A 25,790-nucleotide genomic window follows, 5' to 3' on the forward strand; every position below is an offset into this window, starting at 1 on the left:
CCCGAGAGGAGAGCGCCAGCGGTCGCTCAGCGCTTCGGCTCCCGCGCCCGCTGGCGCCGGAGCGCCTCCACCTGCTGCCGCGCGCGGTCCTGCGCCGACCGGGCCACCGTCGCGGCGGCCGCCGCGGGCTCCTCGCTCAGGTGGCGCGCCAGCGAGGCGACCGTCGGGTGCTCGATGAGCCTCATCAGCGGTAGATCGGACCGGAGGCTCGCCCGGACGCGCGCGTGCACCTGCGCGAGCAGCAGCGAGTGGCCGCCGAGGTCGAAGAAGTTGTCGTGGATGCCCACCTCCGGCACGCCGAGCACGCTCGTCCAGATCGCGGCGATCTGGCGCTCCATGTCGTTGCGCGCGGCCGTGAAGGCCTGCCGCGGCCGCGCCGGCTCGGCCCCGAGCGCCGGAAGCGCCTTGCGATCGAGCTTGCCGTTCGGGGTCATCGGCATCGCCTGGAGGCGGACCACGGCCGCGGGGACCATGTACTCGGGCAGCCGCTGCCGCGCGAAGCGCTGGAGTTCCTCCGCGTCCGGCGCGGCGGCGCCGCGCGGCACGACGTACGCGACCAGCCGCTGATCTCCGGGCCGCTCCTCGCGCACGGCGACGGCGACCTCACGGACGTCCGGGTGCTCGGCGAGCCTCGCCTCGATCTCGCCGAGCTCGATCCGGAAGCCGCGCAGCTTGATCTGCTGATCGGACCGGCCCAGGAACTCGATTGAGCCGTCCGGGCGGTAGCGCGCCAGATCCCCGGTGCGGTACATCCGCGCCCCGTCGGCGGCGAAGGGATCGGGGAGGAAGCGCTCGGCCGTGAGCTCCGGCCTGGCGTGGTAGCCGCGGGCCAGGCCGACGCCGCCGATGTACAGCTCTCCCGGGACCCCGATCGGGACCGGCTCCAGCCGGGCGTCGAGCACGTAGAGCGACGTGTTCCCGATCGGCGTGCCGATGCTCACCACCGCGCCCTGCTCCTCGGACTGCACCCGGCGCGTCGCGGACCAGATGGTGGTCTCGGTCGGACCGTACATGTTGATCACCCGGCCTGGCGCCGCCGCGGTGAGGCGCGCCGCGAGCGGCGTGGGCAACGCCTCGCCCCCGACGAGCAGCGCGCGGAGGGAGGACAGGGCCCCCTCGGCGTCCGGATCGAGGAGGAGCGCCTGCGCGAACGACGGCGTGCACTGCACGTGCGTCACGCCGTGCGCCGCGATCTGCGCCGGCACCTGCACCGACGCCGGCGGGCGCCGCTGCGCGCGTCGCCGCAGGGCGTCGACGTACCGCAGCCCGGCGAGCGCCGAGTCCGTATCGACGCCGAAGTCGATGAGGCAAGCGATCTCGTCGACGCCGAGCTCCTCGATGCGACCGACCATCTCCTCGCAGGATCGCGGCGTCCCGAAGAGGCCGCTCTGCGCGAAGAAGCGCTCGTGGGCCCGGCTCACGAGGGCGTCGAGATCGGCCTCGCTGAACGTGCTCGCGTCGATGTTGATGCCCACGGCGCGCCCGAAGCCGCGCATGAGGTCGAGAGAGCTCTTCAGGTAGCGCCGGAAGGGCTCCGCCGCCTTCTCGCGCACGACCTCCATGTCCCGATCCACGAAGGTGTGGAGCATGAGGGTCACGTGCCCCGACCCCTCGTGTCCGGCGCCGCGGCGGGCTTCCCGGTACAGGGCGATCTTCTCGCGCAGCTCCTCGAGGCTCTGGCCGAGCAGGTGGGTGAGCACGTTGGCCCCGATCTCGCCGGCCACCCGGAACGTCTCCGGGTTGCCCGCGGCCGTGAGCCAGAAGGGCAGCTCGCGCTGCACCGGGCGCGGCCGCAACCGGAACTCCTTGAGCTGTCCAGCCCCGTTCTTCAGGCTCACCGGCTCTCCGCGCCAGAAGCGCCGGATGAGCTCCAGGCCCTCCATCATGGTCTCGCGTCGCCCCTCGTACCGCTCGGGCGCGAGGGCGAAGTCGTCGGCGTGCCACCCGGTCGCGAAGGAGACGCCCACGCGGCCGCCGGAGAGGTTGTCGACGAGCGACCACTCCTCCGCGACGCGGACGGGGTGATGGAGCGGGAGCACCACGCTGCCCGCGCGGATCCCGACGCGGCGCGTGACCGCCGCGACGGCCGCGCCGGTGACCGACGGGTTCGGGTAGAGGCCGCCGAAGGCGTGGAAGTGGCGCTCCGGGGTCCAGACAGCGGCGAAGCCGTTCTCGTCCGCGAACCGCGCCCCCTCGAGCAGGAGCCGGAAGCGATCCCCGCCGCCGCGCTCCTCGTCGTCGGCGAAGTAGAAGAGGCTGAAGTCGGCGGCGCGCGTTCGGCCGCCTGCGCGCAGCGCCGCGGTCCGCTGCTCGGGGTGAATGACGACGTGGAACCCGCGCGTCACCGTCCAGAGCAGCTCCAGCACGGAGATGTCGAAGGACACGCTGGTGAGCGCCAGGAAGACCCCCGCCGGCTGCGCGCCGACGCGCTCGTCCATCGACGCGAAGAAGCTCACCACGCCGAGGTGGCTCAGCATGACGCCCTTGGGGCGCCCGGTGGATCCCGAGGTGTAGATGACGTACGCGAGCGAGCGCGGGTCGACCTCGATCGACGGCGCCGCAGCCGCCGCGCCGCCCTCGTCGGCCGCGTCGGGCCCGTCCAGGCACAGGACCGGGCAGCCCTGGTCCGGCAGGTCCGCGGCGAGGTGCTCCTGCGTGACCAGCGCGGCGACGCTGGCGTCCGTCAGGACGTAGGCGATCCGGTCCGCAGGGTAGGCCGGATCGAGCGGCACGTAGGCCGCCCCCGCCTTGAGGATGCCCAGCAGGCCCACCGCGAGCTCCACGGAGCGCTCCGCGTAGAGCCCTACCCGGGCCTCGCGCCCCACCCCGGACGCGAGGAGCCGCGCGGCCAGCCGGCTGGCCCGCGCGTCGAGCTCCGCGTAGCTCAGCGAGACGTCGCCGAAGGTCACCGCCGTCGCGCCCGGCGTCCGCTCGACCTGCGCCTCGAACAGGCGGTGAATGCAGGCGTCGCGCGGGAAATCGAGGGCCGTCGCGTTCCACTCGCGGAGGATCTGCCGCCGCTCCTCGGCGGTGAGCAGCGGGAGCGCCGAGATCCGGCGCGCGGGCTCGCTGACCAGCCCGCGCAGCAGCACCTCGAAGTGCGCGACGAGCCGCTGGATCGACGCCGCGTCGAACCGATCGACGCTGTACTGGAAGGCCAGCGTCGCGCCGCCTTGGGACTCGACCATCATGAGGGCGAGGTCGAACTTCGCCGTGTCCTCGAGCGAGCCGTCGGGCACGTCGAGGTGGGTCTCCCAGCTCATCCCCGGCACGCTGAGGTCGAGCGGCGGCAGGCTCTCCATCATGAAGGCCACCTGGAAGAGCGGGTTGTGATCCACGTCGGTGGCCGCCCGGGACGCCCGCACCACCTCGTCGAAGGGGAGCTCGGCGTGGGCGAGCGCGTCGCTGACCGTGCGCCGGCTGCGCTCGATGAGCTCCAGGAAGGAGGGATCCCTCGCGAGATCCAGGCGGATCACGAGGGTGTTGGTCAGGAAGCCGACCAGGCTCTGGTGCTCCCTGCGCCCGCGGTTGGCGACGACGGTGCCGATGCCGAGATCGCTCTGGCCGCTGTAGCGGTGCAGCAGCGCGCCGAAGGCCCCGAGCATCGCGGCGAACAGCGTGGTCCCGCGCTCGCGCGCGACCCGCCGTACGCCCTCCACGAGCTCCGCGGGCAGCGTCGCGCGGATCGTGGCCCCCCGCGACGAAGGCGGCCCCGACGGGGTGCGGGCGATGGGTAGATCGAGCCGCGGCAAGCCCGAGAGCCGGCCCCTCCAGAACGCGCGCTGCGCGTCGAGCTCTCCGCCGCGAGCGCGGGTGTATCGTACGTAGTCGTCGTACCGCGGCGCCGGCGGCAGCCGCGGGGCCTCGCCCTGGCGCGCCTGCACGTGGTGCGCGTAGAGGGCCGCGAGCTCCCGGGTCAGGATGCCCATCGACCAGCCGTCCGTCACCGTGTGGTGCACGGTGAGGAGCAGCTCGTGCTCGTCGTCCGCGACGCGCGCCAGCGTCGCCCGGAAGAGCGGGCCCGCCGCGAGGTCGAACGGCCGGGTCCCCTCGGCGTGCGACAGCGCCCGCAGCGCCTCCGCCGGCTGGCTCCGGAGATCGACGATCGCCAGCGCGACAGGCGCCGGCGGCGCCACCTCGGCGCGCGGAGCCCCGTCGTCCCCCGCGACGAACGAGGTCCGCAGGACGGCGTGGCGCTCGACCACCGCGGAGAGACTCCGCTCGAGCGCCGCCGTGTCGAGGGGGCCGCGCATGCGCAGCCCGGCGTGCACGTGGTACGCCGCGTTCTCGGGCATCAGCCGGTCGAGGAACCAGAGCCGCGCCTGCCCGGAGGACACCCCCGGCGCGGCGGGCGCGTCTGCCGCCGGAGCGCCCGGCGCCGCGCCGGCCTCGCGGGCCTCCCACGCGGCCAGCAGCTCCTCTGCCGCCGCGGCGAGCGTCCGGTGGCGCCAGAGGAGCATGGGCGGCAGCGCGATGCCCAGCGCTCCCTCGATCCGCCCCTCTGCGGCGAGCATCCCCAGCGAGTCGAGCCCGAGCTCCGCCGGGGCGCGCTCGGCGTCGATGCGCGCCGGATCCTGCTGGAGCTCCCGCGCGAGCTCGTGGCGGAGCAGCGTCAGGATCAGCGCGCCGCGCTCGGCCGCGGGCGCGACCTCGAGCGCGTCCTTGACGGCGAACCCGCCGCCCGCCTCGGCGCCCTCGCCGTCCGCGAGCTCGGCCGCGCCCTCCAGGCGCAGCAGCACCGGCAGCGCCCCCGAGGAGAGCGCCTGCTGCGTCGCGCGGCGCTGGATCTTTCCGCTCGAGGTCTTCGGGATCCCCTGGGGAGGGAGCAACGCCAGGACGTGGACCGGCAGCCCGTGCTCGGCCGCGATCGCCTGCTGGATCGCGCGCCCCACGGCGCCAGGATCCCCGCCCGCGCGCGCCGGGTCGATCTCCGCCGCCACGCCGAGCCGCTCGGCGCCGTCGACCTCCAGCGCGAACGCCGCGACGCAGCCGGGCCGCACGGCCGGGTGCGTCGCCTCGACGGTCTGCTCGATGTCCTGGGGATAGTGGTTGCGGCCCCGGAGAATGATGACGTCCTTGGACCGCCCGGTGATGAACAGCTCTCCATCGAGCACGAAGCCGAGGTCGCCTGTGCGCAGTAACGGGCCTTCGCCGCTCGGCAGCCGCGCGCCGAAGGCCCGCGCCGTCTCCTCGGCGCGACCCCAGTAGCCGAGCGCCACGCTGGGGCTGGCGGTCCAGATCTCGCCGACCTTGCCGGCGGGCAGCGGCGCGCCGGTGCCAGGGTCCACCACGAGGATGCGCTGATCGAGCGCTGGCTGGCCCGAGGAGACCAGAGAGCGCGCCGCATCGCCGCCCTCGCGCGCATCCTGCGCGTCGCCGGCGCCGAGCGCAGCCGCCGAGACGGCGCGAGTGACCGGAGCGCGCCGCGACTCTGCTCCCGAGACGATGAGCGTGGACTCGGCGAGACCGTAGCAGGGATAGAACGACTCTCGCTGGAAGCCGCAAGGCGCGAACGCCTCGGCGAACCGATCGAGGGTGGCGCTCCGGATCGGCTCTGCCCCGTTGAACGCCACGTCCCAGGAGCTCAGATCGAGGCCCGCCCGGTCCTCCGGGCGCACCTTGCGCACGCACAGCTCGTAGGCGAAGTTCGGCCCGCCGCTCGTCGTCGCCCGGAAGCGGGAGACGGCCTTCAGCCACCGGAGCGGCTGCTGCAGGAAGGCGAGCGGCGACATCAGCGTGCAGGAGAAGCCCGTATAGAGCGGCTGAAGGACGTTGCCGATGAGCCCCATGTCATGGAACACGGGCAGCCACCCGACCCCGCGCGAGCTCGTGTCGTGCCGGAAGGCGCGCGCGATCGCCCGCTCATTGTGGAGCACGTTCGCGTGCGTGATCATCACGCCCCGCGGATCACCCGTCGATCCGGAGGTGTACTGTAAAAATGCGAGCGCATCGGCGGCGAGCTGCGGCGCGCGGAAGGCCGCGGCGAGCTCGGGCGATGGGGCGTCGGTGGCCACCCAGCGAAGCGCAGCGAGCTCAGGCGCTGACGGCAGGATCGCCTCGGCCATGGCCAGGATCGATGTCGTGGTGAGGACGAATTTTGCACCGGAGTCCTGAGCGATCGCGCGCAGCCTGGGCAGCGTCCTCTCCAGGCGCGTGGGATCCGGCGGATAGGTGGGGACGGCGATCGCCCCCGCGCACAGGCATCCCATGAATCCCTCGATGAACTCGAGGCCAGGCGGATAGACGAGCAACGCCCGCTCCCCGGCGGCGCCGGCCTCCTGGAGCAGGGCGCCGACACCCCGGGAGCGACGCTCGAAGTCCGCGAAGGTCCACTCCTCTGCGGGCCCGTCCGGATCTCCGGTGCTCAGGTAGCGATAGAGCAGCTCATCCCCCCGCCTCTCGGCCTGAAACCTCAAAAGATCCGGCAGGGTTGCGCACTTCGAGATGTCGCGATCCATTTCAAGGTCCATGGTGAACGAGCACAGCGAAATATCGCAGCACACCCGCAACGGCACCGGCGCTCAGAGCGCACGCGGTCCGTAGACGGGGGACGCCGCCCCGCTTCGCTTGGCGCGGATAAGAGGAGAACCTATTCGAACAATAAACTGCCTTGTGTTTCCGGCGTGTTAATCGTTGTTAACAGGCCGAAGACCCCTACGCCGGCGATACCGCGTACATTCCCGCCCCTCGGCGTTCATCCTGGACCCAGGCGATGTGCGCCCGCCAGCGTAGTGTGTACCCTTAACACGAGACGAGAAGTCTTGCAAAGAGGTAAGATGCGCCATGGATCATCGAGCCTGACCATTCACCGAGCCGTCACGCGGCTCCACAAGGGTTCCGCAAGGCGTTCCATGCCCACCGTCGACTTCTTGCTCACGACTCTGGTTGACATCGGCGAGATGAAGGGCGATGAGAGTGTGCTAGATTCGGCGACCGGCCTTGCGGTAGCGCGCCTGGACAGCGACGCCCTCAAGGTGCACCGGTGCGAGAGAGGCCCCCTGGTCCCGTGCCATGAGCCTCACGCGGGCGGGTATCTCCGGCGAGGCGGCGCGCGCGGCCGGCGTCCCGGATCGAGAGGATGGGCGGCGATGAACAGACAGTGGGATCTTCTGTTGAAAGCAACCGGGCTCAGCAATGCTGGCCGCGCGGCCGGCCCTGCAGAGGTGACGTCGTGACGGCGGCGGAGGAGGCCTGGCTCGCCTTTCATGTCCCCCGTCCGGAGGCGCCGTTCCGGCTCTTCTGCCTGTCCCACGCGGGCGGCGGCGCGTCCTTGTTCCATCCCTGGAGCGCGGAGCTGGCGCCGCTCGCCGAGGTGTGCCCGGTGCAGCTGCCCGGCCGGGAGAGCCGGATTCGCGAGCCGGCCGTGCCGAGCATCCGCCCCCTCGTCGCCCGCCTCGCCGATGCGCTGACGGTGTATTTGGATCGGCGCTACGCGATCTTCGGCCACAGCATGGGCGCGCTGATCGGCTTCGAGCTGACCCGGGAGCTGCGGCGCCGCGGCCTGCCCATGCCGGCGCACCTCTTCGTCGCGAGCTACTGCGCGCCGCACCTGCAGCGCCGCGAGGATCGGGCCGGCACCGTGAGGCACGAGGCGACGAAGCGGCTCACCGGCGCCCTGGCTGTCCCCGCGGAGATGAAGGGGGAGCTGCTCGAGCTCCTCGTGCCCACGCTGGAGGCCGACACCCGGCTCTGCGAGGAGTACGAGTATGTCGAGGAGGAAGCCCTGTCGTGCCCCATCTCGGCGTTCCGCGGTAACACGGACTACGTGCCCGACGAGGACCTCGCCGGCTGGCGCGCGCTGACGCGCGGCGCCTTCCAGACGCAGACGTTCCTGGGGGACCATTTCTTCCTCCGCGAGACGCCGCGAGGCGCGATCCAGGCGGTCCGCCGGGCCCTCTCGAAGAGCGCGTGAGCCTCATGCACCGGACAGTGCCCCACCTCGCCAGCACCGAAAACGAGACCCAATGCGCATCGCCGTCCTGACCATCGGCTCCCGTGGAGACATCCAGCCCTTCCTCGCGCTCGCGCAGGCGCTCCGGCGCGCCGGTCACTCCGTGTTCCTCGGGGCGCCGCCGAACTTCTCGTCGCTCGCAGCGGAGCACGGCGTGGAGTTCCAGGCCATGGGCCCTGACAGCCGGTCGTTGATGCAGGAGTCCGAGACCAAGAAGATCGTACAGTCAGGCAGTATCCTCTCAGCGTTCCGGGGGGCGCCGCTCGCGCGGCTTCGCGAGCGTCAGGCCAGGATCAGCCGAGACGCCCTCCGCATCTCCCAAGGAGTCGACGCGCTCGTCTACAAGAGCGGCCTTGCGGCGGGCAGCACCGTGGCCGAGGCGCTCCGAATCCCGGCGGTCTCGGTGGCGCTCCAGCCCATGGCGCCGTCGTCGGCTTTCCCTCCGCCGCTCATGGGGTCGACGTTCGACGGGGGCGCGTGGGTGAACCGCGCCCTGGGCGAAGCCATGGCGCTCGCGATCTGGTCGATCGGGCGCGAGGGGGTCCAGGCGCTCCGGCGCGAGCTGGGCCTCGCCCCCCTGCCCTACCTCGGCGTGCGCCCCGCCGGCGAGCCGACGACGCTGCACGCGTACAGCCCCTCGGTGGTGCCGAAGCCGGACGACTGGCCGGCGCAGTTCCACGTCACCGGCTTCCTGTTCCTCGACGCTGCCCCGGCGTGGACGCCTCCGGCCTCCTTGTCGCGGTTCCTGGAGGCAGGGCCGCCGCCGCTATGTATCGGGTTCGGCAGCATGACGAACGCCGATCCCAGGCGGCTCCTCACCCTCCTCCTCGGCGGGTTGCGCCAGGCAGGTCAGCGCGCCGTCCTCCTCGGCGGGTGGGGCGATCTGGGTCAAGGGGTCGAGCTGCCTGACTCCGTCTACGCGCTCGACCAGGCGCCGCACGACTGGTTGTTCCCGCGGGCCGCAGGCGTCGTGCACCACGGGGGAGCGGGGACGACCGGGGCCGTGCTCCGGGCTGGCGTCCCCTCGCTCGTGATCCCGTACAATTTCGATCAGCCCTTCTGGGGCAAGCGCGTGTCCGAGCTCGGGGTGGCCCCGGCGCCGCTCCGCCTCCGCGACCTCACCGCCACGCGCCTCGCCGGAGCGTTCGACCGCCTCGCGCACGACGCGGAGATGCGGACGCGCGCGGCGGAGCTAGGGCGGCGCGTCCGGGCGGAAGACGGGCTGAAGGAGGCCGTGGACCGCATCCACGGCGTCATCGGCGGCGCCGCCCGGGGCCCGACCCGGGCGGACCAGCAGCGCGTCGTGATGACATGAGCGTGAACGCTCGCCATTCCAGCCCCGCCCTCCACGGAACCACGGTGACATGAACGGTATCAAGCAGCTCCTCGCGAACCGAATCTTTCGTATTTTCTGGGCGGGCGAGGCGATCTCCGTGCTCGGCGACCAGTTCTACCTGCTGGCCTTGCCCTGGATGACGCTGGAGCTCACCGGGTCGCCGTCCGCGCTCGGCAACGTGCTGATGGCGGCGGCCATCCCGCGGGCCGCGCTCATGCCGGTCGGCGGCGTGGTCGTGGATCGATGGAGCCCGCAGACCGTGCTGCTGGTGAGCAACGTTGCCCGCGCGGTCATCGTCGCGGTCCTGACCGCGCTCGTCATCACGGACCAGACCGAGATCTGGCACCTTTTCGTGCTCGGCGTCGCGTTCGGGTCAGCGGACGCGCTCGCGTTCCCGGCGTACATGAGCATCACGCCGCGCCTCGTCGCGGAGGAGCACCTGCCGGCCGCGAACGCGGCGGTCCAGGGGACCTCCGCGTTCGCGGGCATCATCGGGCCCGCGGTCGCCGGCGTCGTCGTCTCTGCCGTCGGGATCGCCGGGGCGTTCGCCATCGACACGCTGTCGTTCGTGGTCGTTGTTACGACCTTGTTCTGGATGAGCCGATTGCTCAGGTCCCACTCTGCGTCTCAGGCCGCGCCAGGCGCGGCGCAGCCCGCCAAGCCGCCGATGGCCACCCGGGACGTGGCGCGCGCCGTGGTCGCCGACCCGGTGCTGCGCACGGTGCTCGTGATCGTCGCCGCTATCAACCTCGGGGTCCTCGGGCCGATCGCGGTAGGCTTGCCCGCGCTCGTGCGCGGAGGGCTCGGGGCTGGCTCGACGATGCTGGGGGCGGTCATGGGCACGTTCGCGGCGGGATCGCTCGCGGGCATGCTGGCCGCGGCGCTGCTCCCGCGCCCGGGCCGCCCTGGCCCCGTGACCCGGTGGACCACGGGGGGGCTCGCGGCCGGCATGGCGCTCCTCGGCGTCGCGACGATGTTCCCGCAGTTGCTCGCCCTGGTCTTCGTGACCGTGTTCAGCGCTGGCGTCGCGCTCGGCTATCTGAACGTACAAGGGCTCAGCTGGCTCCAGGCGCGCGTCCCCGAAGCGATGCTCGGCCGCGTGATGTCCATCCTGGTGCTGTCCGCGAACGGCCTGGGCCCGGTCTCGTATGCGGCGAGCGGCTTCGCAGCCGAGCACACGCTCTCCGGTCTCTTCCTCGGGGGCGGAGCGATCGTCGGGCTGGCCTGGATCTTCTCCCGAAGTCCGGCGTTCAACAACGCGACGACCTGAGAAGGGTCCTCCGCAGCCAGCGAGACGCTGCGAGACGCTCGACGGCGACCTCTCCTTGACTCTTTGGCTGTTCCCCGGTAGCGCTCTGCGCGGCCGATCGCACCACGGCGTCTGCGCTTGAGACATTGCCTGGAGGCGCGGTGGTCGCGGGACAGGGAACGACGCGGGAGCTAGAGACCCGCACCACGCGAGGGGCGCCCGCCGGGTCGCCTCCGCGAAACCCCACACGACACACGAGAGTACGCGAGGAGACTTGTCCATGAACTACAGGACGTTAGGACGCACGGGCGTGCAGGTGAGCGCGCTCTGCCTGGGCTCGATGGAGTTCGGCGGCAAGACGCCGGAGGACGACGCGCTGCGCGTCGTGGATCGCGCGCTGGACGCAGGCATCAACTTCATCGATACCGCCAACGTCTACGGGCGCGGGCTCAGCGAGGAGATCGTCGGGCGCGCCCTCGACCGCGACGGCAAGCGAAAGGGCGTCGTGCTGGCGACCAAGGTCAACGTCAAGATGCGCGACGGGGACCCCAACGCCTCGGGCAATCACCGGCGCCACCTCATGGAGCAGGCGCACGAGTCGCTCCGGCGGCTGAAGACCGACACGATCGATCTCTACTACATCCACCGCCCGCAGTCGGACGTGCCCATCGACGAGACGCTGCGCGCGCTGGACGACCTGATCCACCAGGGCAAGGTCCAGTACATCGCGTGCAGCACGTTCGCCGCGTGGTCGGTCCTCGAGGCGCTGTGGGTGTCGGATCGCCTGCGCCTGAACCGCTTCGTGGCGGAGCAGCCGCCGTATCACCTGCTGGAGCGCAGCGTCGAGCGCGAGCTGATCCCCCTGGCGCAGACGTACGACCTCGGGATCATGCCGTGGTCGCCGCTCGCGGGCGGCCTGCTGACGGGCAAGTACACGCGCGGGAACGTCGTGGAAGGCGGGCGCCTGCAGCCGGGGAACGCCTGGGGCGACAAGCACTTCACGCCCGCCGCTTTCGAGGCGCTGGACGGCCTCGCCGCGCTGGCGAAGGAGAAGGGCTGCTCGATGACGCAGCTCGCGCTGGCCTGGCTGCTGCACATGCCCGCCGTCACGAGCCCGGTCCTCGGGCCGCGCAGCGTGGCGCAGCTCGACGAGCAGCTCGGCGCCGTCGACGTGAAGCTCACGCCGGAAGATCTCAAGCGCATCGACAGCATCTCGCCGCCCGGCAGCGCGCTCGTGCCCTATTACTACACCGACGGCTTCGCGGACTTCCGCCCGCACCCGCGCCGCTGGTAGAGCGGCTCGCGGCTCGACCAGCGGCTCCGCTCGCGCGCGGGTGTCAGTCGCAAGCGGCCGCCTGGCATGCCGTGACGTCCGCGGCGCAAGCCTCGTCCACGCACGCGGCGCAGCGGTCGGCGTCCCCGGCGCAAGCGTCCGCGCAGGCGCCCTGGCCCGCGGTGAAGATCTGGCAGCGCAGGGCAGCTGAGACCTGCGCCGCCGCGCCCGCGCAGCTGTTCACGACGCAGCCGTACAGCGCGGCCTCGCTCGCCGCCGCGGAGGCGCACGCGAGCGTCTCCGCGCACGTCGCGGCGCCGGAGCCGATCCACGTCTCGGCGGGGAGCCCCTGCGCGTCGGTGCAGTTGTCGATCTCGGGGCTGCGCGGGAAGTAGGGGCCGATGAGCATGCACATCTCGTCGCGCGTGGTCAGGCCCTGCACGACGTCGCGCGACTCCGCGTTCGCGTAATCGCAACGGAAGTCGAGCGCCTCGCCCGCCTTGACCTCGAGCGGAGACGGGAAGACCTTCGCGGGCACCTCCTCCCAGGCCTCGTTGGCGTAGATCTCCTCCATCGCGCCGTCGCCGCGGACGCGGTGGGCGGCGAACCCCACGCCGCGCCGGTGCATGTGGGACTGAACCCGCACGATCGAGATGTCCTCGTCGATGCGGCACCTCATGCGCGCCGAGGCCGCCCCGTTCGCGGGCACCCGGATGAAGGGGTTGTAGTGGAACAGCATGCCCGCCTCCTGCTCCACCTGCTCGGGCGGCATGGTGTAGAGGTTCACGCGCGCGTCCGCGACGAGCGGCTCCGGCGAGGCGTTGAGATAGTGGGTGTTCATCACGAGCACCGTGCCGGGTTCCACCTTGAGGGCCACCCCGTCCGGCAGATCGCCGAGGAAGGAGTCGCCGCCGAACGACTGTGAGCCGGCGACAACGCCAGTGATCTCCCACGCCGCCGTGGCGCCGCTGTTGCAATCGTGGACCTCGGCCGCGTCCACACGGACGCCCTCGCGCGTCTCGGCCGGGATCTGCTTGTAGGCCGTCTTGTAGAGGACGACATGATGGCTCCCGGCCGAGAACCGGACCTCGTCGGCGCGGACGGTGAGCCCCTCGGGGGGAGCGACGATGAGCTTGCACCGCTCGATCTCCTGCCCGGGCGCGACCGTCGACACCATGCGGTACTGGACGCCAGCCCCGGGCGCAGGAGGCTCGAGATGGGCGGTGTCCGGCGTCTGAGCGCCGGATTCTCCGGAGGAGCACCCGGCGAGCAACGGGGCGCCGAGCAGAGCGATGAGGGCGTGAGTGCGCATGACGTGGCTCCTTCTGTCTTTCTGGTCGTGCTCAGCGCGAGACGCGCGCGGCACGCACAGGCTGCGCCCGCGCACGTCCACACGCTCAGCGCGAGCGGAGCAGACCTGTCTTCCTGGTCGTGAGTTCCCGGATGGCCCGAGCTCGTTCAGTCCATCCCGGAGGAGCTCGGCCGAATCCATCATGGGAGCTGCTCTCCCGCGCGCCGCGATGTCGCCGCCTGCGGCCAGACGGGGATTTCCAGGCAGGACCGCTCGGATCCGGCCGATGCCGAGTCCCCTGTTCGATCGTGTTCAATGACGACGAAGCGCACGGCCCCGATGGCCTTTTCATCGCGACGGAGAGCGTCCGGCGATTGCGCGCTTGCGCGACCGGGAGGGCGCGCAACCGCGCGCTGCTTGCGACCGGCGCGGCGCGTCGTCCCGCCCTGGCAGGACGGCGCGTGATGCATCGGCCTTGCCTTCGTCAGGAACGGCCCGAGTATTGCAATCGCCGAGACACCATGAACCGTTCCACCCAGCAGAACCTCCGTTCCAGTCACCGGTTCGGCGGCCGCAGGGCCGTGGTGATCGGCGGGAGCATCGCGGGCCTGGTCGCGGCCCGCGTGCTCGCCGATCACTTCGACGAGGTCATCGTCGTCGAGCGAGACGGCATCCCCGACGACCTCTGTGACGCCCGCCAGGGCGTGCCGCAGGCGCGCCAGGTCCACGGGCTGCTCGCCCGGGGCGAGCGCATCCTGAACGACCTCTTCCCCGGCTTCACCGAGGGTCTGATCCAGGACGGGGCGATCGCGTACGACTTCGGGCTCGGCCTCGCCTGGCACCACCTCGGCGCGTGGAAGCCGCGCTGCGCGACGGGGGTGCAGACCGTGTGCATGACGCGGCCGCTGCTCGAGGCGCACGTGCGCCGCCGCACCTTCGCCCTGAGCCAGGTGCGGCGCCTGGACCGGCGCGACGTGGTCGAGCTCTCGGCCTCGCCCGATCGCGCCCGGGTCACCGGCGTCGTGGTCCGGCGGCGCGACGCGCCCGCTCAGGTCGAGGAGCTGCAGGCGGAGCTCGTGGTGGACGCCAGCGGGCGCGGCTCGCGCGCGCCGGCGTGGCTCGAGGAGCTCGGGTACGCGCGGCCCGACGAGTCGGCGATCAAGGTGCGCGTCGGGTACGCCAGCCGGCAGTACCAGCCGCGCGACATGGCGCAGGTCCCGTGGACCTCGCTGTACGTCCTCGGCTCTCCGTCCGACAGCCGGCGGTTCGGCTGTATCGTGCCGATCGAGGGCGGGCGCTGGATGGCGGTGCTCGCGGGCCTCTTCGGCGATCACCCGCCCGCCGACACGGAGGGCTTCCTCGAGTTCGCCCGGGGCCTGCCGAACGACGCGATGTACCGGGCGCTGCTCGACGCCGAGCCGGTGACGGGGATCGCCACCTACAAGTTCCCGGCGCACCTCCGGCGGCACTACGAGCGCATGGAGCGGATGCCCGAGGGGTTCGCCGTGCTGGGGGACGCGCTGGCGAGCTTCAACCCCGTCTACGGGCAGGGGATGACGTCGGCCTGCCTCCAGGCGCTCGCGCTCGACGCCGCGCTCGTCGAGCAGCGCCGCCGCGCGGGCCAGGGCGCGATCGACGGGCTCGCCCGCCGCTACCACGCGGCTGCGGCCAAGGCGGTCGACCTGCCGTGGCAGATGTCCACGGGGGAGGACCTCGCCTACCCCGAGACCGAGGGCCAGCGGCCGCTCCTCCAGCCGTTGATGCGCTGGTACACCGGTATGCTGCACCGCGCAACGCAGGTCGATCGCGACGTCTACGTGCGCTTCGTGCGCGCGATGCACATGCTCGACGGGCCCGAGGCGCTCATGAACCCGCGCCTGCTCCTGCGCGTGCTGCGCGCGGGGTGGTCGTCGGCCCCGCTGCCCCAGATGAACGCGGCCGCCCCGGTCTACACGCGGCAGCCGGCCGACGCCTGAGCGGCCGGCCGCCGGCGCCTGGGTGGCCGGCCGCGGCCACCTGAGCGGCCGGCCATCGCCGCCGCGCCCGCGTCGGCACCGCCGCCGCGCCGGCACCGCGTAGCGGCGAGCGCCCTCGCCAGCATGGAGGGTGACGCCACCAGGGCGCGAGCCCGATCCCACCGCCAGCACCAGGCTTCGAGCGCTGCGCTCGGCGCGCTCGCCGCGCTCCCCGAGCGCCGCGGACTCGCCCGGCCAGAGGAGGGACCGGCGAGGTGCTCAGCGCGCGGCCGCGCGGCTCGTCATCGCGGGGACTCCCGCGCTGCGCCCGCCGCGGCGACTGCCACGTTGCAGAGCGCGCCGCGCGGTTGCAGAGCGCGCCGCGCGGAGACAGGCGCCTTGTGGCCCGAGCTGGAGCTCGCATCGAGCGCGCGGCCCTGAGGGCACTCGGGTGGTCGGCTCGGCGGCGGCGCCCGGCGGCGAAACGTTGCCCGCGGGTGGTGTTCTGGTAAGAAGTGCGCGCCTGAACCCATGACGAGCTCCGGTAGAGAGGATCTGGTCGCCGTCGGCGGCGCGGGCGCTGCCGAGCTCGCATGCGCCCGCTCGCTGGAGACAGGACCATGACCGATTCGATGAACCCGCTGCTGGAGCTCGTCGCGCGCGACAAGGAGCACGACTGCGATGGGTACGGCGAGGTGAACGTGTGTGTGCGGGTGGTCGGCGTCGCCGAGCTGCCGACCCGCGTCGGCCACTTCCGCATCGTCGCGTTCTGGAACAACCGCGACGCCAAGGAGCACATCGCGATGGTGCACGGCGATGTCGTCGGCGCCTCGAACGTGCCGACGAGGCTGCACTCCGAGTGCCTGACCGGCGACGTCATGGGCTCGCTGCGCTGCGACTGCCGCGATCAGCTCCTCGAGGGGTTGAAGAAGATCAAGAGCATGGATCGGGGGATCCTGCTCTACCTGCGCCAGGAGGGCCGCGGGATCGGGCTCATCAACAAGATCCGCGCGTATGCCCTGCAGGACCAGGGGCTCGACACGGTCGAGGCGAACCTGGCGCTCGGCTTCCGGGACGATGAGCGCGATTACGCGGTCGCGGCGCACATGCTGCACAGCCTCGACGTGAAATCGGTCGAGCTCATCACGAACAACCCGAACAAGGTGCAGCAGCTGAAGCAATACGGGGTGTCCGTGGCCGGGCGCATTCCGCACGTGATCCCGCCGAACGAGCACAATCGATTTTACCTGGAGACCAAGGCGAAGCGGTCAGGGCATTTCATCGACACCTGGGGCAAGCCGCACCTCGTCGAGCAGAGCGATCCGGTCGTCGTCGACGGGATGTCGCCGCCCGAGTCGGATCGGACGCCGGCGAGCTGAGGCGCCCGCCGGCGCAGGCCTGAGCCCGGCTGCCCGGGCCCGCTGCCTTGGCGCTGCGGGCCCTCCTCGATATCCATCAGGCTCCCCGCGGCGCCGCGCGACGGCGTCGCGATCGTGTCACGGCGCGGCGCTGGCCAGGCGGCGTACCCGCCCGGCGTGGGGGCTCGACCGGAACTGCGCGAGGAACGCCTCGGCGCGGGCGCGCGCGCGATCGGCGTCCCCGCGGCGCAGCAGCGCGTCGATCGCGATGAGCTCCCGCTCCGCCGCGAGCCGGCCCTGCGGGAACTCCGCCCGGTGCTCGTCGAGCAGCGAGAGCGGCGCCTCCGGCGATCGCGCGAGCACGGTCCTGATCTCCGCGAGCCGGCCGGCCTCCCGGAGCAGCGCGTCGCGCTCGAGCGCCGCGGCCTCCGGGGCCGCCGGACGAGGCGCGGGCTGGCCCTGGATGGCGCGCGCCGAGGGCCGGGCAGCGGTCGCGTCGCGAGGCGGCGGCTCGGCGCCTGACGCCGGCATCGGCGCCCCGAGCGCCTGATCGCTGCAGCCTGCGAGGAGGACGAGGAGCGAGGCGGCGAAGCCACCCGCGATCCATCCATTGCGTGACGAATGGTGAACGACATTCATGTCGCCGGACTCCTTCATGGGTCGAGCTGACGGAGTTCCGTCGAAACGGGCCCGCAACAGCGTGCATGCCCGTCCCGGACCGCAGCTCGACGTCGCCAGCGCCGCCGGGGCGGCACGGCGTATCGACAGATTCGATTCGCGCTCCAGCAACGGTCGCCGAGCGCCAGCCTCCGTGAGGACAGGGGTAGTGTAAAAGTGAAACTCAGCTTGTCAAGACTACTTACATTGGCCGTCGGAATGCAGTGAGATCACTTGTCGAGGCTCGCGCTCGCCCCACTCGGCTCAGAAATGGCCGGCGACGCCCACGCCGGCGCCGCCGTGCGCCGGGGCGATCGAGAGGCGAAAACTCCGCGTGTCCGGGCCGGCAACACCGGGGCGCGGGCCGTGAAATAGATACGGAATCAGCACCCCGGCCGCGGAGCCGACGGCGGCGCCCGTGAGCACGTCGGTGAGGTAATGGCGGTCTCCGGCCATCCGCAGGTATCCGGAGAGGGCGGCGATCGCCATTCCCTGCGCCCAGACCCACGGCGCCGCGCGATAGCCGCGCATCGACGCCACGGTGCCGCTCGCCGCGGCGAGGGAGAAGGCGGCGGTGGTGTGGCCCGAGAAGAAGGAGAGATCGGCGTCGTGCGGGACCGGGGGCGAGCAGCCCCCGTGCGAGCAAAGCACGTCGTCGTTGCCGAAATGGGCATAGGGCCGCTGGCGGCCGACGACGTACTTGGTGAGCTGGTTCAGGTCCATGGCCACCACCATCGCCTCGGTGACGATCAGGAGATCGGCGGTGATGTTCTCGGACCGACCGTCGTGCCACGCGGCGAGCGCGGTGAGGCCCAGCGCGGAGGCGGGCGCGACGCCGAGGACCGTCACGTTGCTGAGATCATGGGCGGTGTCGGGGTTGCCCCTCCAGACCACCGCGTCGCGGACCGAAGCGTCGAGCCGTCCGACCGCGCACCAGCGGCACGACGCGGGCGCGAGGCCCTTCTTGGCGAGCTCGGTGGCGACCCAGGCGGCGCCGCCGACGACGGTGATGGGCAGGTCGGTCTCCGGCCAGTACGTGAGCTCGGGGGACGGCTCCGCGGCGGCGGCAGGCGAGAGGGAGACGAGGGCGACGAGGGCGGCGGACAGCGTTATCGCAGCGATGGCACGCAAAGGAGGGCGAGCGTAGCGCAGGCGGCAGCGCGCGGGAATCCGCGGCGCGCGCGGGAATCCGCGGCGCGCGCAGGGGATTGGGCACGCCCCCGCGGCGGCGCGCGCCGCGGGGCGGCCCGCGCCTTCCGTGAGGCTCCGTGAGGCGGCCGCACGGCGCTCGCGGCGCCGGTCAGGCGCGCGGCGGCCCCGGCGCGGCGTGGAGCAGCCCGTCGAGGAGGCGCGCGTGGGCGTCGTCGACGACGCGCCGCAGCTCCGCCGGCCCCGCCTTGGACAGGGCCCCCGACGCCGCGAGGGTCGCGAGGCCGTGGTGCATCGCCCAGATCGGGACCGCGAGCGCCCCCGGCTCGCCCGGCGGGAACGCCCCGGCCCGCTGCGCCTCCTCGATGAACTCGAGCAAGAGCCCCAGGCTCTGCGACGTGGCCGCCGCGACGCGCGGGTCCTCGGCGTCGACCTCGCTGGAGTACATCACGTGGAAGGGCGCCGGATGCTCCAGCGCGAAGCGGACGTAGGCGAAGCCGGCAGCCAGGAAGCGCGCCCGGAGGTCGCCCCCGGCCGACTCGATCGCGGCCTTGATCTGCGCGCGGAGCGCCGTGCTCGCCTGGACGGCGAGCTCCGTCATCAGGGCGCGCTTGTCCGGGAAATGGCGGTAGGGCGCGGCGTGCGAGACGCCGATGCGCCGCGCTACCTCGCGCAGCGTGAAGCGCGCGTTCCCCTGCGCCTCGATGAGCGAGAGCGCCTCCTCCAGCACCGCGCGCCGGAGGTCGCCATGGTGGTACGGCCGCTCGACGGAGGGGGGCGCGGATGCCGGTGGGGTGCGCGCGCGCGGGCGGCGGCGCCTCGAGGGGGAAGCCACAGCAGAGGCGCGCACGATACCACGAAGGCCGCCGCCCGCAGGGCAGGAGGGCGGCCGGACAAAAATGTAGGCGGTGGAAACTTTCCGGATGTTGCTGCTGTCATCATCGGGCGCGCGGGCGGGCTGGAGAGGCCCAGACGATGCCGGCGCGCCGCACCCATCCAGGAAAGGAGCCCCGTATGTCCGAGCCCCGTCGATCCCCCGACCGCGAACGCCACCTCGCCGCCGTCGAGCGCGTGCGCGCCGTCGCCCTCGCCCACGCCGAGGAGTCCGAGCGGCTGCGCACGCTCGCGCCGGCGGTCGTCGACGCGCTGCAGTCGAGCGGGCTCTTCGCCGTCGCCGCGCCGCGGGTGGTGGGCGGCGCCGAGAGCGATCCGCTGACGCAGCTGGAGGTCTTCGAGGCGATGGCGCGCGCGGACGCCTCCGCGGGGTGGTCGCTGATGATCAGCGCGCTGCTCGCCGCGCTGGCGGGGGGTACCTTGCCCGACGAGGGGGCCCGGCAGGTGTTCGCGGGGCCGTTCCCCACGTTCGCGGGGCTCCAGGTGCCGACCGGCCTCGCGCGGCGCGTCGCGGGCGGTTACGCGCTCGAGGGGCGCTGGGCGTTCGGCAGCGGCGTGCGGCACGCGCGGTGGTTGTTCACCTGCGCCATCGTCGCGCCGGAGGGCGGAGCGCCCGCGGCGGGGCCGCCCGAGATGATCAGCGTCGCCGTCCCGCGCGAGCAGGTGGTGGTCGAGGACACGTGGGACGTGGCCGGCCTGCGCGGCACCGGGAGCGATCACTACCGGATCGAGGGCGCGCTCGTGCCCGAGGCGCTGACGTGCCCCTTCCCGACGGCGCCGCAGCGGCGCGGCGGCGCGATGTACTCGCTCCCGCTGATCGCCCTCGTCGCGACCGGCCACGTCGGCTTCGCGCTCGGCGTCGGCCGGCGCGCGCTCGACGAGATCGCCGCGGTCGCTCCGCGCCGGGTGAAGGTGTGGCCGCAGGTCGCGCTGGGCAGCCACGCGGCCTTCCACATGGATCTCGGGCGCGCGGAGGCGAAGCTCGACGCGGCGCGCGCTTATGCGTTCGACGCGCTCGGGCGGATGTGGGACCGGGCGCGCGCCCGGGAAGCGCTCTCGATCGAGGACTGGACCGCGATCCGGGTCGCCCAGACGTACGTGACCGACGTGGCCGCGGAGGTCGCGGCCTTCGCGTACCGCGCCGGCGGCGGAGGCGCTCTGTACGCGGCGAGCCCGCTGCAGCGGTGTTTCCGCGACCTGCACGCGGCGACGCAGCACATCGCCGCGACCGACGACGCATACGAGTTCGCGGGGCGCGCGCGGCTCGGGATCGCCGAGCTGCACCCGATGCTCGCCCCGCGGCCGGCCGCGGTCGGCGCGCTCTGACGACAGGGTGCCTGGCGACGGGCGCCGGTCAGTCGCAGCGCCAGCTCGGTCAGGGTGTTCGGGAAGCACTCGACATCTGGCTCGACGCCATGTCGTTCCATCGATAGCCGCTTGCCAGCGGCCATCCCACCGTTCCCAGGCGCTCAGGCAGCCTCCGGCCACACCCGAGCGCGAGCGCGCGGGCGAGGACGGCGGGGTCGACAGGAGCCGTCACGCCGGCGCCCCGGGCGGCCGCGCGATCAGCGCTGGCCGCGTTCCGGCGGGCACGCGACCTGCCTGGGCGGCGGCGGGTTGCACATGATCATGACGCCGTCGGGAGACTGTCGCGGCTTCGGGCAGGGGTTCGGGAAGACCTGCCTGCACGTGCCGTCCGGCGACCGGACCACGCTCCCGCCGGGCGCGGGCGGCGGGAGCGGCCCGTCCTCCTCATCCAGCGCCGCCGTCGCGCTGGCGCCCGGGCGCGCGCCGGGCGCGGCCGCGTCCGGCGCCGTCGCTGCGGCATCGCGGGCCGCCGATCCGGCGTCCTGCGGCGTCTCCGAGGCCGCCGCGCCCGTCGCCGCCGTCGCGCCGCCGTCCTGGAGCGCACCGGGCGCAGCCGCGTCCTCCGCGCCGGTCGCTCCGCTCGGCTGCGCGAGCTCCGGGCGCGGCGGGTTGGACGTCTCTTCCGGCGGCTCCGACGGCGGTCGGGGCGAGGCACACGCGGCCACGCCGCCGGCCACCGTGACGAGGAACGAGGACGCGAGCGCGTGGCGGCGACGGGACGAGGGCCTCATGGCGGGCATGGTAGACCCATGGAGCGGCCCGCGTCACCCGAACGACGACGGCCACGGCGGACGCGCGCGCCGCGGCCCGCGGCAAAGCGATGAGCTCGCGATGAAAGCCTGAGGCAGCTCGATGGGTGAGCCGGAGATCGCGAGTTGCCAGGGACGGCGCCCGGTCGGTTGACGGCGACGGCGGCCCCGGTCCAAGGTCCGGGCATGCGCTTCTTCAACACCGCCGGGCCGTGCGAGCCGGAGCGGCACTACATGCTGCCCGCGGCCGAGCGGCTGCCCCAGGCGCGGCGGCTGATCGAGCGAGGAGCCTACTTCGTCGTGCACGCGCCTCGGCAGATGGGCAAGACCACGACGCTGCGCGCGCTCGCCGACGAGCTCACGGCCGAGGGACGCTATGCCGCGCTGTACTTCACCTGCGAGGAAGGACAGCCGGCCGGCGACGACGTGGAGCAAGCGCAGCTCGCGCTCCTGAACGCCATCCGGCGGCGCGCGGCGCGAGCCCTCGCGCCGGAGCTCCAGCCGCCGCAGCCCTGGCCCGAGGCGCCGGTGCTGTCGCTGCTCGGCACCGGCCTCGCCGCGTGGGCCCAGGCGTGCCCGCTGCCGCTCGTCCTGTTCTTCGACGAGATCGACGCGCTGCAGGGCGAGAGCCTGCGCTCGGTGCTTCGCCAGCTCCGCGCCGGCTACGCGGAGCGGCCCCAGGACTCCCCCTGGTCGGTGGCGCTCTGCGGGCTCCGCGACGTGCGGGACTACAAGGTGGCGAGCGGGGGAGATCCAGCGCGCCTCGGGACATCAAGCCCGTTCAACATCAAGGTGGAGTCGCTCACCTTGCACGATTTCACGCGCGAGCAGGTCGCGGCGCTGCTTGGCCAGCACACCGCCGAGACAGGACAGGAGTTCCTGCCCGAGGCGATCGATCGGGTCTTCGCGCTGAGCCAGGGGCAGCCCTGGCTCGTGAACGCGCTCGCGCAGCAGATCGTCGACGTGCTCGTCGAGGACCGGAACCAACCGATCACCGCGGCCCCGGTGGACCGAGCCAGGGATATCCTGATCGAGCGGCAGGATACGCACCTGGACAGCCTGGTGGACCGCCTGCGCGAGCCGCGGATCAGGGCGCTCATCGAGCCGATGCTCGCCGGCACGAAGCTGCCCGAGGTGCCCGCCGACGACGTGCGCTTCGCCGTCGACCTCGGGCTGGTCCGCATGACCCAGGAGGGCGGGCTCGACGTGGCCAACCCGATCTACCGGGAGATCATCGTGCGCGAGCTGGCCTTCCCGGTGCGCGCCGGGCTGCCCGCGATCGCGCCGACGTGGCTCACGGAGGATGGGAAGCTGTCCACCGAGCGGCTCCTGGAGGCCTTCGTCGCGTTCTGGCGGCAGCACGGCGAGCCGCTGATCGGCGCGGCGCCCTACCACGAGATCGCGCCGCACCTGGCGCTGATGGCCTTCCTGCACCGGGTCGTGAACGGCGGCGGGTCGATCGAGCGAGAGTACGCGATCGGCAGAGGCCGGATGGATCTTTGCGTGCGCTACCGGGGAGAGACCCTGGCGATCGAGCTCAAGGTCTGGCGAGACGATCGGCCAGATCCCCTGAAGGAGGGGCTGGAGCAGCTGGACGGCTATCTCGCAGGGCTCGGCCTCGATCGGGGGTGGCTGGTGATCTTCGACCAGCGGAGCGGGCTGCCGCCGCTCGCGGAGAGGACGCGGCGGGAAGAGGCGAAGACCGGCGGCGGGAGGACGGTGGCCGTGATCCGCGCTTGAAGCGGCGCAGCGCTGTCGAGATCGGCAGCGCCGTCAGCTCGACGACAGCGGCCCGCCGGCCGGCTCACTTCCCGAGCTTCGGGCCATGCGGACGCGCCTGCAAGCGATCGACATAAGCCTCCAGCGCGGGCCGACCCGTCGGGCCGCCCCACAGGCGCATCCAGATGAACATCGAGCCGACCATCACGTCGGCCGCGGTGAACCAGTCGCCGAACAGGTAAGGCCCGTTCCCGAGCTCGCCTTCGACGACGTCCATGACCTTCTCGAAATCGGTCCAGCCCCGCTGGGGCTGCGTCTCGACCTTCAGCAGGCGGTCGCCCATCGCCGGCTCGACCTGCGAGGTCGAATAGACCATCAGCGACAGATAACGCCCCCGCTCCGGCGCGCCGACCGGGGGCGCCAGCCTGGCCTCGGGGAACTTGTCCGCAAGATAAAGACAGATCGCCGCGTTCTCGAAGACCCTGGCGTCGCCGTCCACCAGCGCCGGCAGCTTGCCAGCGGGGTTGATCTTCAAGAACGCCGGCGCCTTGTGCTCCTGCTTCTCGAAGCTGATGGGCGCGAGCTCGTACGTGGCGCCGCACTCGTCCAGCATCCACTTGGTGATCACCGCGCGGCTCTGAGGGTTGAAATAGAGCTTCATCGCACTCTCCTTCGATGTCGGGTGGAACGGTCCGGAGCATGCCAGAACACGAACATACGTTCTAGCGCTCAGCGACAGGTCCCCGCTCGCGTCGCTCGGCGTGCCGCGCTGACCCGCCTCGCCCTGCGCCTCCGCGACAAGGAGCGCGACAGCGCCGGTGGCTCCGTCAAGAATCGGATTTCTGTCCGGACGGAGCTGAACTGCGCCGGAGGTGCACGGACAGGAGCCGCGGCAGGTCGCTCCTGAGGGCCTCATCGTCGCGCCACTCGCCGAGGTGAACGAGCTCGTACCCGGACGACAGGCCAGCGTTCACGTACTCGGAGACGTCGTGCAGGAACGCCGTCACGCGCTCGGGCTCGCCGGTCTCCCGGTTGACGAAGTTGGCCTGACCGCCGCGCAGCTGACGCATCGGGTGCAGCTCGCACAGGAAGAGCTCGCCTCCTCCGCGCAGGGCGCGGGCGGCCTCGGCGAAGATCGCCTCGAGGTGCTCGATGTGCTCCAGCACGAGCATCGCAATCACCACGTCCGACGAGGCCTCCGCGACCGGCCAGGTAGAGCGGATGTCGTGCTGCACGAACCGGACGTGGGGAGATCGCACGCGGGCGCTCGCCTGCCGCAGCATGCCCTCGGAGAAATCCAGCGCGAGGACGCTCCTCGCGTGCTCGGCCAGCCAGGGCGTGTTGCGCCCGGTGCCGCACCCGATCTCGATCACGTCGCGGCCGGCCAGCGAAAGCCCGCGCTGCCGGAGGACGGTGGCCGCCAGCTCGCGGGTCCGGTTGGGATCACCATCGTACGTCGCGGCCCAGCGGTCGTAAGCCGTGGCGATCTCGGGCTTGCTCGAAGAGGTGGACATGGTTTGAACAGGGATCCTGTGTTGGTCACGCAGCTGCGGGCGCCCTCGCTGACGCGGGTCCGGCCCGGCCCGGCGCCCCGACGCCTACAGCCCGAGCTCGCTCAGCCCCGGATGCTCGTCCGGCCGCCGCCCGAGCGGCCAGCGGAACTTCCGGTCCGCCTCCGCGATCCGCACGTCATTGATGCTCGCCTCGCGCCGACGCATCAGCCCCTGCGCGTCGAACTCCCACTGCTCGTTGCCGTGGGACCGGTACCAGCTCCCGCTGTCGTCGCGCCACTCATAGGCGAAGCGCACCGCGATCCGGTCCCCCGTGAACGCCCAGACCTCCTTGATCAGGCGGTAGTCGAGCTCTCGCTGCCACTTGCGGTGCAGGAACGCCTCGATCGCCTCCCGCCCCTGGAAGAACTCCGCCCGGTTGCGCCAGCGGCTATCGACGGTGTACGCCTGCGCCACGCGCGCGGGCTCACGGCTGTTCCAGGCATCCTCCGCCAGCCGCGCCTTCCGGGCAGCGGTCTCGGCGGTGAAAGGCGGCAGCGGCGGGCGCGACTCAGCGGGTTCCTGGCTCACGGGTGCACCTGGGCGAACCTTCGTCGAATCCCCCGGATCAGGCAACCCCTTTCCGCGCGCAGCGCTCCACCGTCGGTCCACGCTCGGCCCTCGCGGACCGCACGAGCCGCCTCCCCGCCGGGGGCGCAGGCGCGCGCGCGTCAATCCAGCGAGCGCGCGGCCGATCGGGACTCCCCGCGCCTCCCGGCGCAGGCGCGCCCGGAGCGGCCGCGGGCTTGGGCCTCGCACCCCCGGGGCGAACTCGTTAGAATCGCACGCCAGAATGGCTTGTCTGAACGGCGCCGCGCCCGCGACGGGCTCAGAGGGTGGCCTCCGCGCGCGGGGACCTCGTCCGTGAGCGCCACCCCGGGAAGCGCCAGCTACCTGGACGAGATCTTCGCGGCGATCCGCGGCGGCGCGAGCCAGCTCACGGCGATGAAGACGTGGCTCAGCAGCGCCGAGCGCGCCGCCTCGTCACCCTGGCGCTTCCAGTTCCTCGCCGCCGCGCGCGCGGCGCACCGGCAGGCCGGCGCCTTCCTCGACGCGACCGAGGAACAGCTGCGCCAGCTCGGCCCCGCCGATCAGGTGCCGGCCCCGCTGGATCAGATCCCCAGGAACCTCGCCGCGATGCGCGCGGACCTCCTCGCCGAGGAGCGGCACCTCCATCGCCTCGAGACAGAGGCCACCTCCCGCGAACAGGCGCGCGACGAGGCGAGCCGCAGGGGGCGCTCCTCGTAGCCGCCGCCGACGACGACGTCGCCGGCCGAGAGGCAGAGTCCGC

At 72.6% G+C, this 25,790-nt stretch carries 18 protein-coding genes; 9 read left to right on the plus strand and 9 right to left on the minus strand.

Annotated features, from left to right (window positions below; genetic code table 11):
- Positions 1–26: 26 nt before the first annotated feature.
- Positions 27–6,458, minus strand: a complete 6,432-nt coding sequence (locus tag WME85_RS30155; RefSeq protein WP_437826207.1) for a MupA/Atu3671 family FMN-dependent luciferase-like monooxygenase — start codon at positions 6,456–6,458, stop codon at positions 27–29.
- Between the two features lie 713 nt (positions 6,459–7,171).
- On the opposite strand from WME85_RS30155, the gene WME85_RS30160 reads away from it, so the two are divergent.
- The 4 genes from WME85_RS30160 (at position 7,172) to WME85_RS30175 (ending at position 11,830) form a co-directional block, all read left to right on the plus strand.
- Entirely contained in the window at positions 7,172–7,912 is a 741-nt protein-coding gene (locus tag WME85_RS30160; RefSeq protein WP_437826210.1) for a thioesterase II family protein, read from the plus strand.
- A gap of 52 nt (positions 7,913–7,964) precedes the next feature.
- Positions 7,965–9,266, plus strand: a complete 1,302-nt coding sequence (locus tag WME85_RS30165) for a glycosyltransferase (RefSeq protein WP_437826212.1) — start codon at positions 7,965–7,967, stop codon at positions 9,264–9,266.
- A 49-nt stretch (positions 9,267–9,315) separates the two neighbouring features.
- Positions 9,316–10,557: an MFS transporter gene (locus tag WME85_RS30170; protein WP_437826213.1), complete on the plus strand. Its 1,242-nt coding sequence runs from the start codon at positions 9,316–9,318 to the stop codon at positions 10,555–10,557.
- 259 nt (positions 10,558–10,816) lie between these two features.
- A complete protein-coding gene (locus tag WME85_RS30175; RefSeq protein ID WP_437826215.1) occupies positions 10,817–11,830 on the plus strand; it encodes an aldo/keto reductase in 1,014 nt (337 codons plus the stop codon).
- A gap of 43 nt (positions 11,831–11,873) precedes the next feature.
- Here the strand turns inward: WME85_RS30175 and WME85_RS30180 are convergent, their stop codons facing one another.
- The gene (locus tag WME85_RS30180; RefSeq protein ID WP_437826217.1) at positions 11,874–13,121 is read right to left on the minus strand and encodes a hypothetical protein; all 1,248 of its coding nucleotides are present in this window, start codon (positions 13,119–13,121) and stop codon (positions 11,874–11,876) included.
- Positions 13,122–13,621: 500 nt separating this feature from the next.
- Between WME85_RS30180 and WME85_RS30185 the strand changes: the two genes are divergently transcribed.
- Complete coding sequence (locus WME85_RS30185; protein WP_437826218.1) at positions 13,622–15,076, plus strand: FAD-dependent oxidoreductase; 1,455 nt, start codon at positions 13,622–13,624, stop codon at positions 15,074–15,076.
- 599 nt (positions 15,077–15,675) lie between these two features.
- On the plus strand, positions 15,676–16,434 hold the full coding sequence (ribA, locus tag WME85_RS30190; protein ID WP_437826220.1) for a GTP cyclohydrolase II: 759 nt from the start codon (positions 15,676–15,678) through the stop codon (positions 16,432–16,434).
- Positions 16,435–16,551: 117 nt separating this feature from the next.
- Here the strand turns inward: ribA and WME85_RS30195 are convergent, their stop codons facing one another.
- The 3 genes from WME85_RS30195 to WME85_RS30205 form a co-directional block, all read right to left on the minus strand.
- The gene (locus WME85_RS30195) at positions 16,552–17,052 is read right to left on the minus strand and encodes a hypothetical protein (RefSeq protein ID WP_437826222.1); all 501 of its coding nucleotides are present in this window, start codon (positions 17,050–17,052) and stop codon (positions 16,552–16,554) included.
- A 282-nt stretch (positions 17,053–17,334) separates the two neighbouring features.
- Positions 17,335–18,201, minus strand: a complete 867-nt coding sequence (locus tag WME85_RS30200) for a phosphatase PAP2 family protein (protein ID WP_437826224.1) — start codon at positions 18,199–18,201, stop codon at positions 17,335–17,337.
- Between the two features lie 169 nt (positions 18,202–18,370).
- The gene (locus WME85_RS30205) at positions 18,371–19,069 is read right to left on the minus strand and encodes a TetR/AcrR family transcriptional regulator (protein WP_437826226.1); all 699 of its coding nucleotides are present in this window, start codon (positions 19,067–19,069) and stop codon (positions 18,371–18,373) included.
- 164 nt (positions 19,070–19,233) lie between these two features.
- Here WME85_RS30205 and WME85_RS30210 point away from each other — a divergent pair, with 164 nt between their 5' ends.
- On the plus strand, positions 19,234–20,439 hold the full coding sequence (locus WME85_RS30210) for an acyl-CoA dehydrogenase family protein (protein ID WP_437826227.1): 1,206 nt from the start codon (positions 19,234–19,236) through the stop codon (positions 20,437–20,439).
- Positions 20,440–20,678: 239 nt separating this feature from the next.
- On the opposite strand, the gene WME85_RS30215 is transcribed toward WME85_RS30210, so the two are convergent.
- The gene (locus WME85_RS30215) at positions 20,679–21,212 is read right to left on the minus strand and encodes a hypothetical protein (protein WP_437826229.1); all 534 of its coding nucleotides are present in this window, start codon (positions 21,210–21,212) and stop codon (positions 20,679–20,681) included.
- 204 nt (positions 21,213–21,416) lie between these two features.
- Between WME85_RS30215 and WME85_RS30220 the strand changes: the two genes are divergently transcribed.
- Positions 21,417–22,970, plus strand: coding sequence for an AAA family ATPase (locus tag WME85_RS30220; protein ID WP_437826230.1), 1,554 nt, complete (start codon positions 21,417–21,419; stop codon positions 22,968–22,970).
- 64 nt (positions 22,971–23,034) lie between these two features.
- Here WME85_RS30220 and WME85_RS30225 read toward each other — a convergent pair whose 3' ends face one another.
- The 3 genes from WME85_RS30225 to WME85_RS30235 form a co-directional block, all read right to left on the minus strand.
- Positions 23,035–23,610, minus strand: coding sequence for a glutathione S-transferase family protein (locus tag WME85_RS30225; protein WP_437826232.1), 576 nt, complete (start codon positions 23,608–23,610; stop codon positions 23,035–23,037).
- 166 nt (positions 23,611–23,776) lie between these two features.
- Positions 23,777–24,463, minus strand: a complete 687-nt coding sequence (locus WME85_RS30230) for a class I SAM-dependent methyltransferase (RefSeq protein ID WP_437826233.1) — start codon at positions 24,461–24,463, stop codon at positions 23,777–23,779.
- Between the two features lie 84 nt (positions 24,464–24,547).
- The gene (locus WME85_RS30235) at positions 24,548–25,030 is read right to left on the minus strand and encodes a DUF1348 family protein (protein WP_437498037.1); all 483 of its coding nucleotides are present in this window, start codon (positions 25,028–25,030) and stop codon (positions 24,548–24,550) included.
- Positions 25,031–25,363: 333 nt separating this feature from the next.
- Between WME85_RS30235 and WME85_RS30240 the strand changes: the two genes are divergently transcribed.
- On the plus strand, positions 25,364–25,747 hold the full coding sequence (locus WME85_RS30240; protein ID WP_437826235.1) for a hypothetical protein: 384 nt from the start codon (positions 25,364–25,366) through the stop codon (positions 25,745–25,747).
- Positions 25,748–25,790: the final 43 nt, after the last annotated feature.

Origin of the sequence: Sorangium sp. So ce1153 (genome assembly GCF_051521595.1) — a bacterium.
Lineage (GTDB): Bacteria > Myxococcota_A > Polyangia > Polyangiales > Polyangiaceae > Sorangium.

Bases quoted from the DNA above. Each gene is read 5' to 3' on its own strand.
- WME85_RS30155 (WP_437826207.1), bottom strand. From the start codon at position 6,458: ATGGATCGCGACATCTCGAAGTGCGCAACCCTGCCGGATCTTTTGAGG.
- WME85_RS30165 (WP_437826212.1), top strand. From the start codon at position 7,965: ATGCGCATCGCCGTCCTGACCATCGGCTCCCGTGGAGACATCCAGCCC.
- WME85_RS30170 (WP_437826213.1), top strand. From the start codon at position 9,316: ATGAACGGTATCAAGCAGCTCCTCGCGAACCGAATCTTTCGTATTTTC.
- WME85_RS30175 (WP_437826215.1), top strand. From the start codon at position 10,817: ATGAACTACAGGACGTTAGGACGCACGGGCGTGCAGGTGAGCGCGCTC.
- WME85_RS30180 (WP_437826217.1), bottom strand. From the start codon at position 13,121: ATGCGCACTCACGCCCTCATCGCTCTGCTCGGCGCCCCGTTGCTCGCC.
- WME85_RS30185 (WP_437826218.1), top strand. From the start codon at position 13,622: ATGAACCGTTCCACCCAGCAGAACCTCCGTTCCAGTCACCGGTTCGGC.
- ribA (WP_437826220.1), top strand. From the start codon at position 15,676: ATGACCGATTCGATGAACCCGCTGCTGGAGCTCGTCGCGCGCGACAAG.
- WME85_RS30195 (WP_437826222.1), bottom strand. From the start codon at position 17,052: ATGAATGTCGTTCACCATTCGTCACGCAATGGATGGATCGCGGGTGGC.
- WME85_RS30210 (WP_437826227.1), top strand. From the start codon at position 19,234: ATGTCCGAGCCCCGTCGATCCCCCGACCGCGAACGCCACCTCGCCGCC.
- WME85_RS30215 (WP_437826229.1), bottom strand. From the start codon at position 21,212: ATGAGGCCCTCGTCCCGTCGCCGCCACGCGCTCGCGTCCTCGTTCCTC.
- WME85_RS30220 (WP_437826230.1), top strand. From the start codon at position 21,417: ATGCGCTTCTTCAACACCGCCGGGCCGTGCGAGCCGGAGCGGCACTAC.
- WME85_RS30225 (WP_437826232.1), bottom strand. From the start codon at position 23,610: ATGAAGCTCTATTTCAACCCTCAGAGCCGCGCGGTGATCACCAAGTGG.
- WME85_RS30230 (WP_437826233.1), bottom strand. From the start codon at position 24,463: ATGTCCACCTCTTCGAGCAAGCCCGAGATCGCCACGGCTTACGACCGC.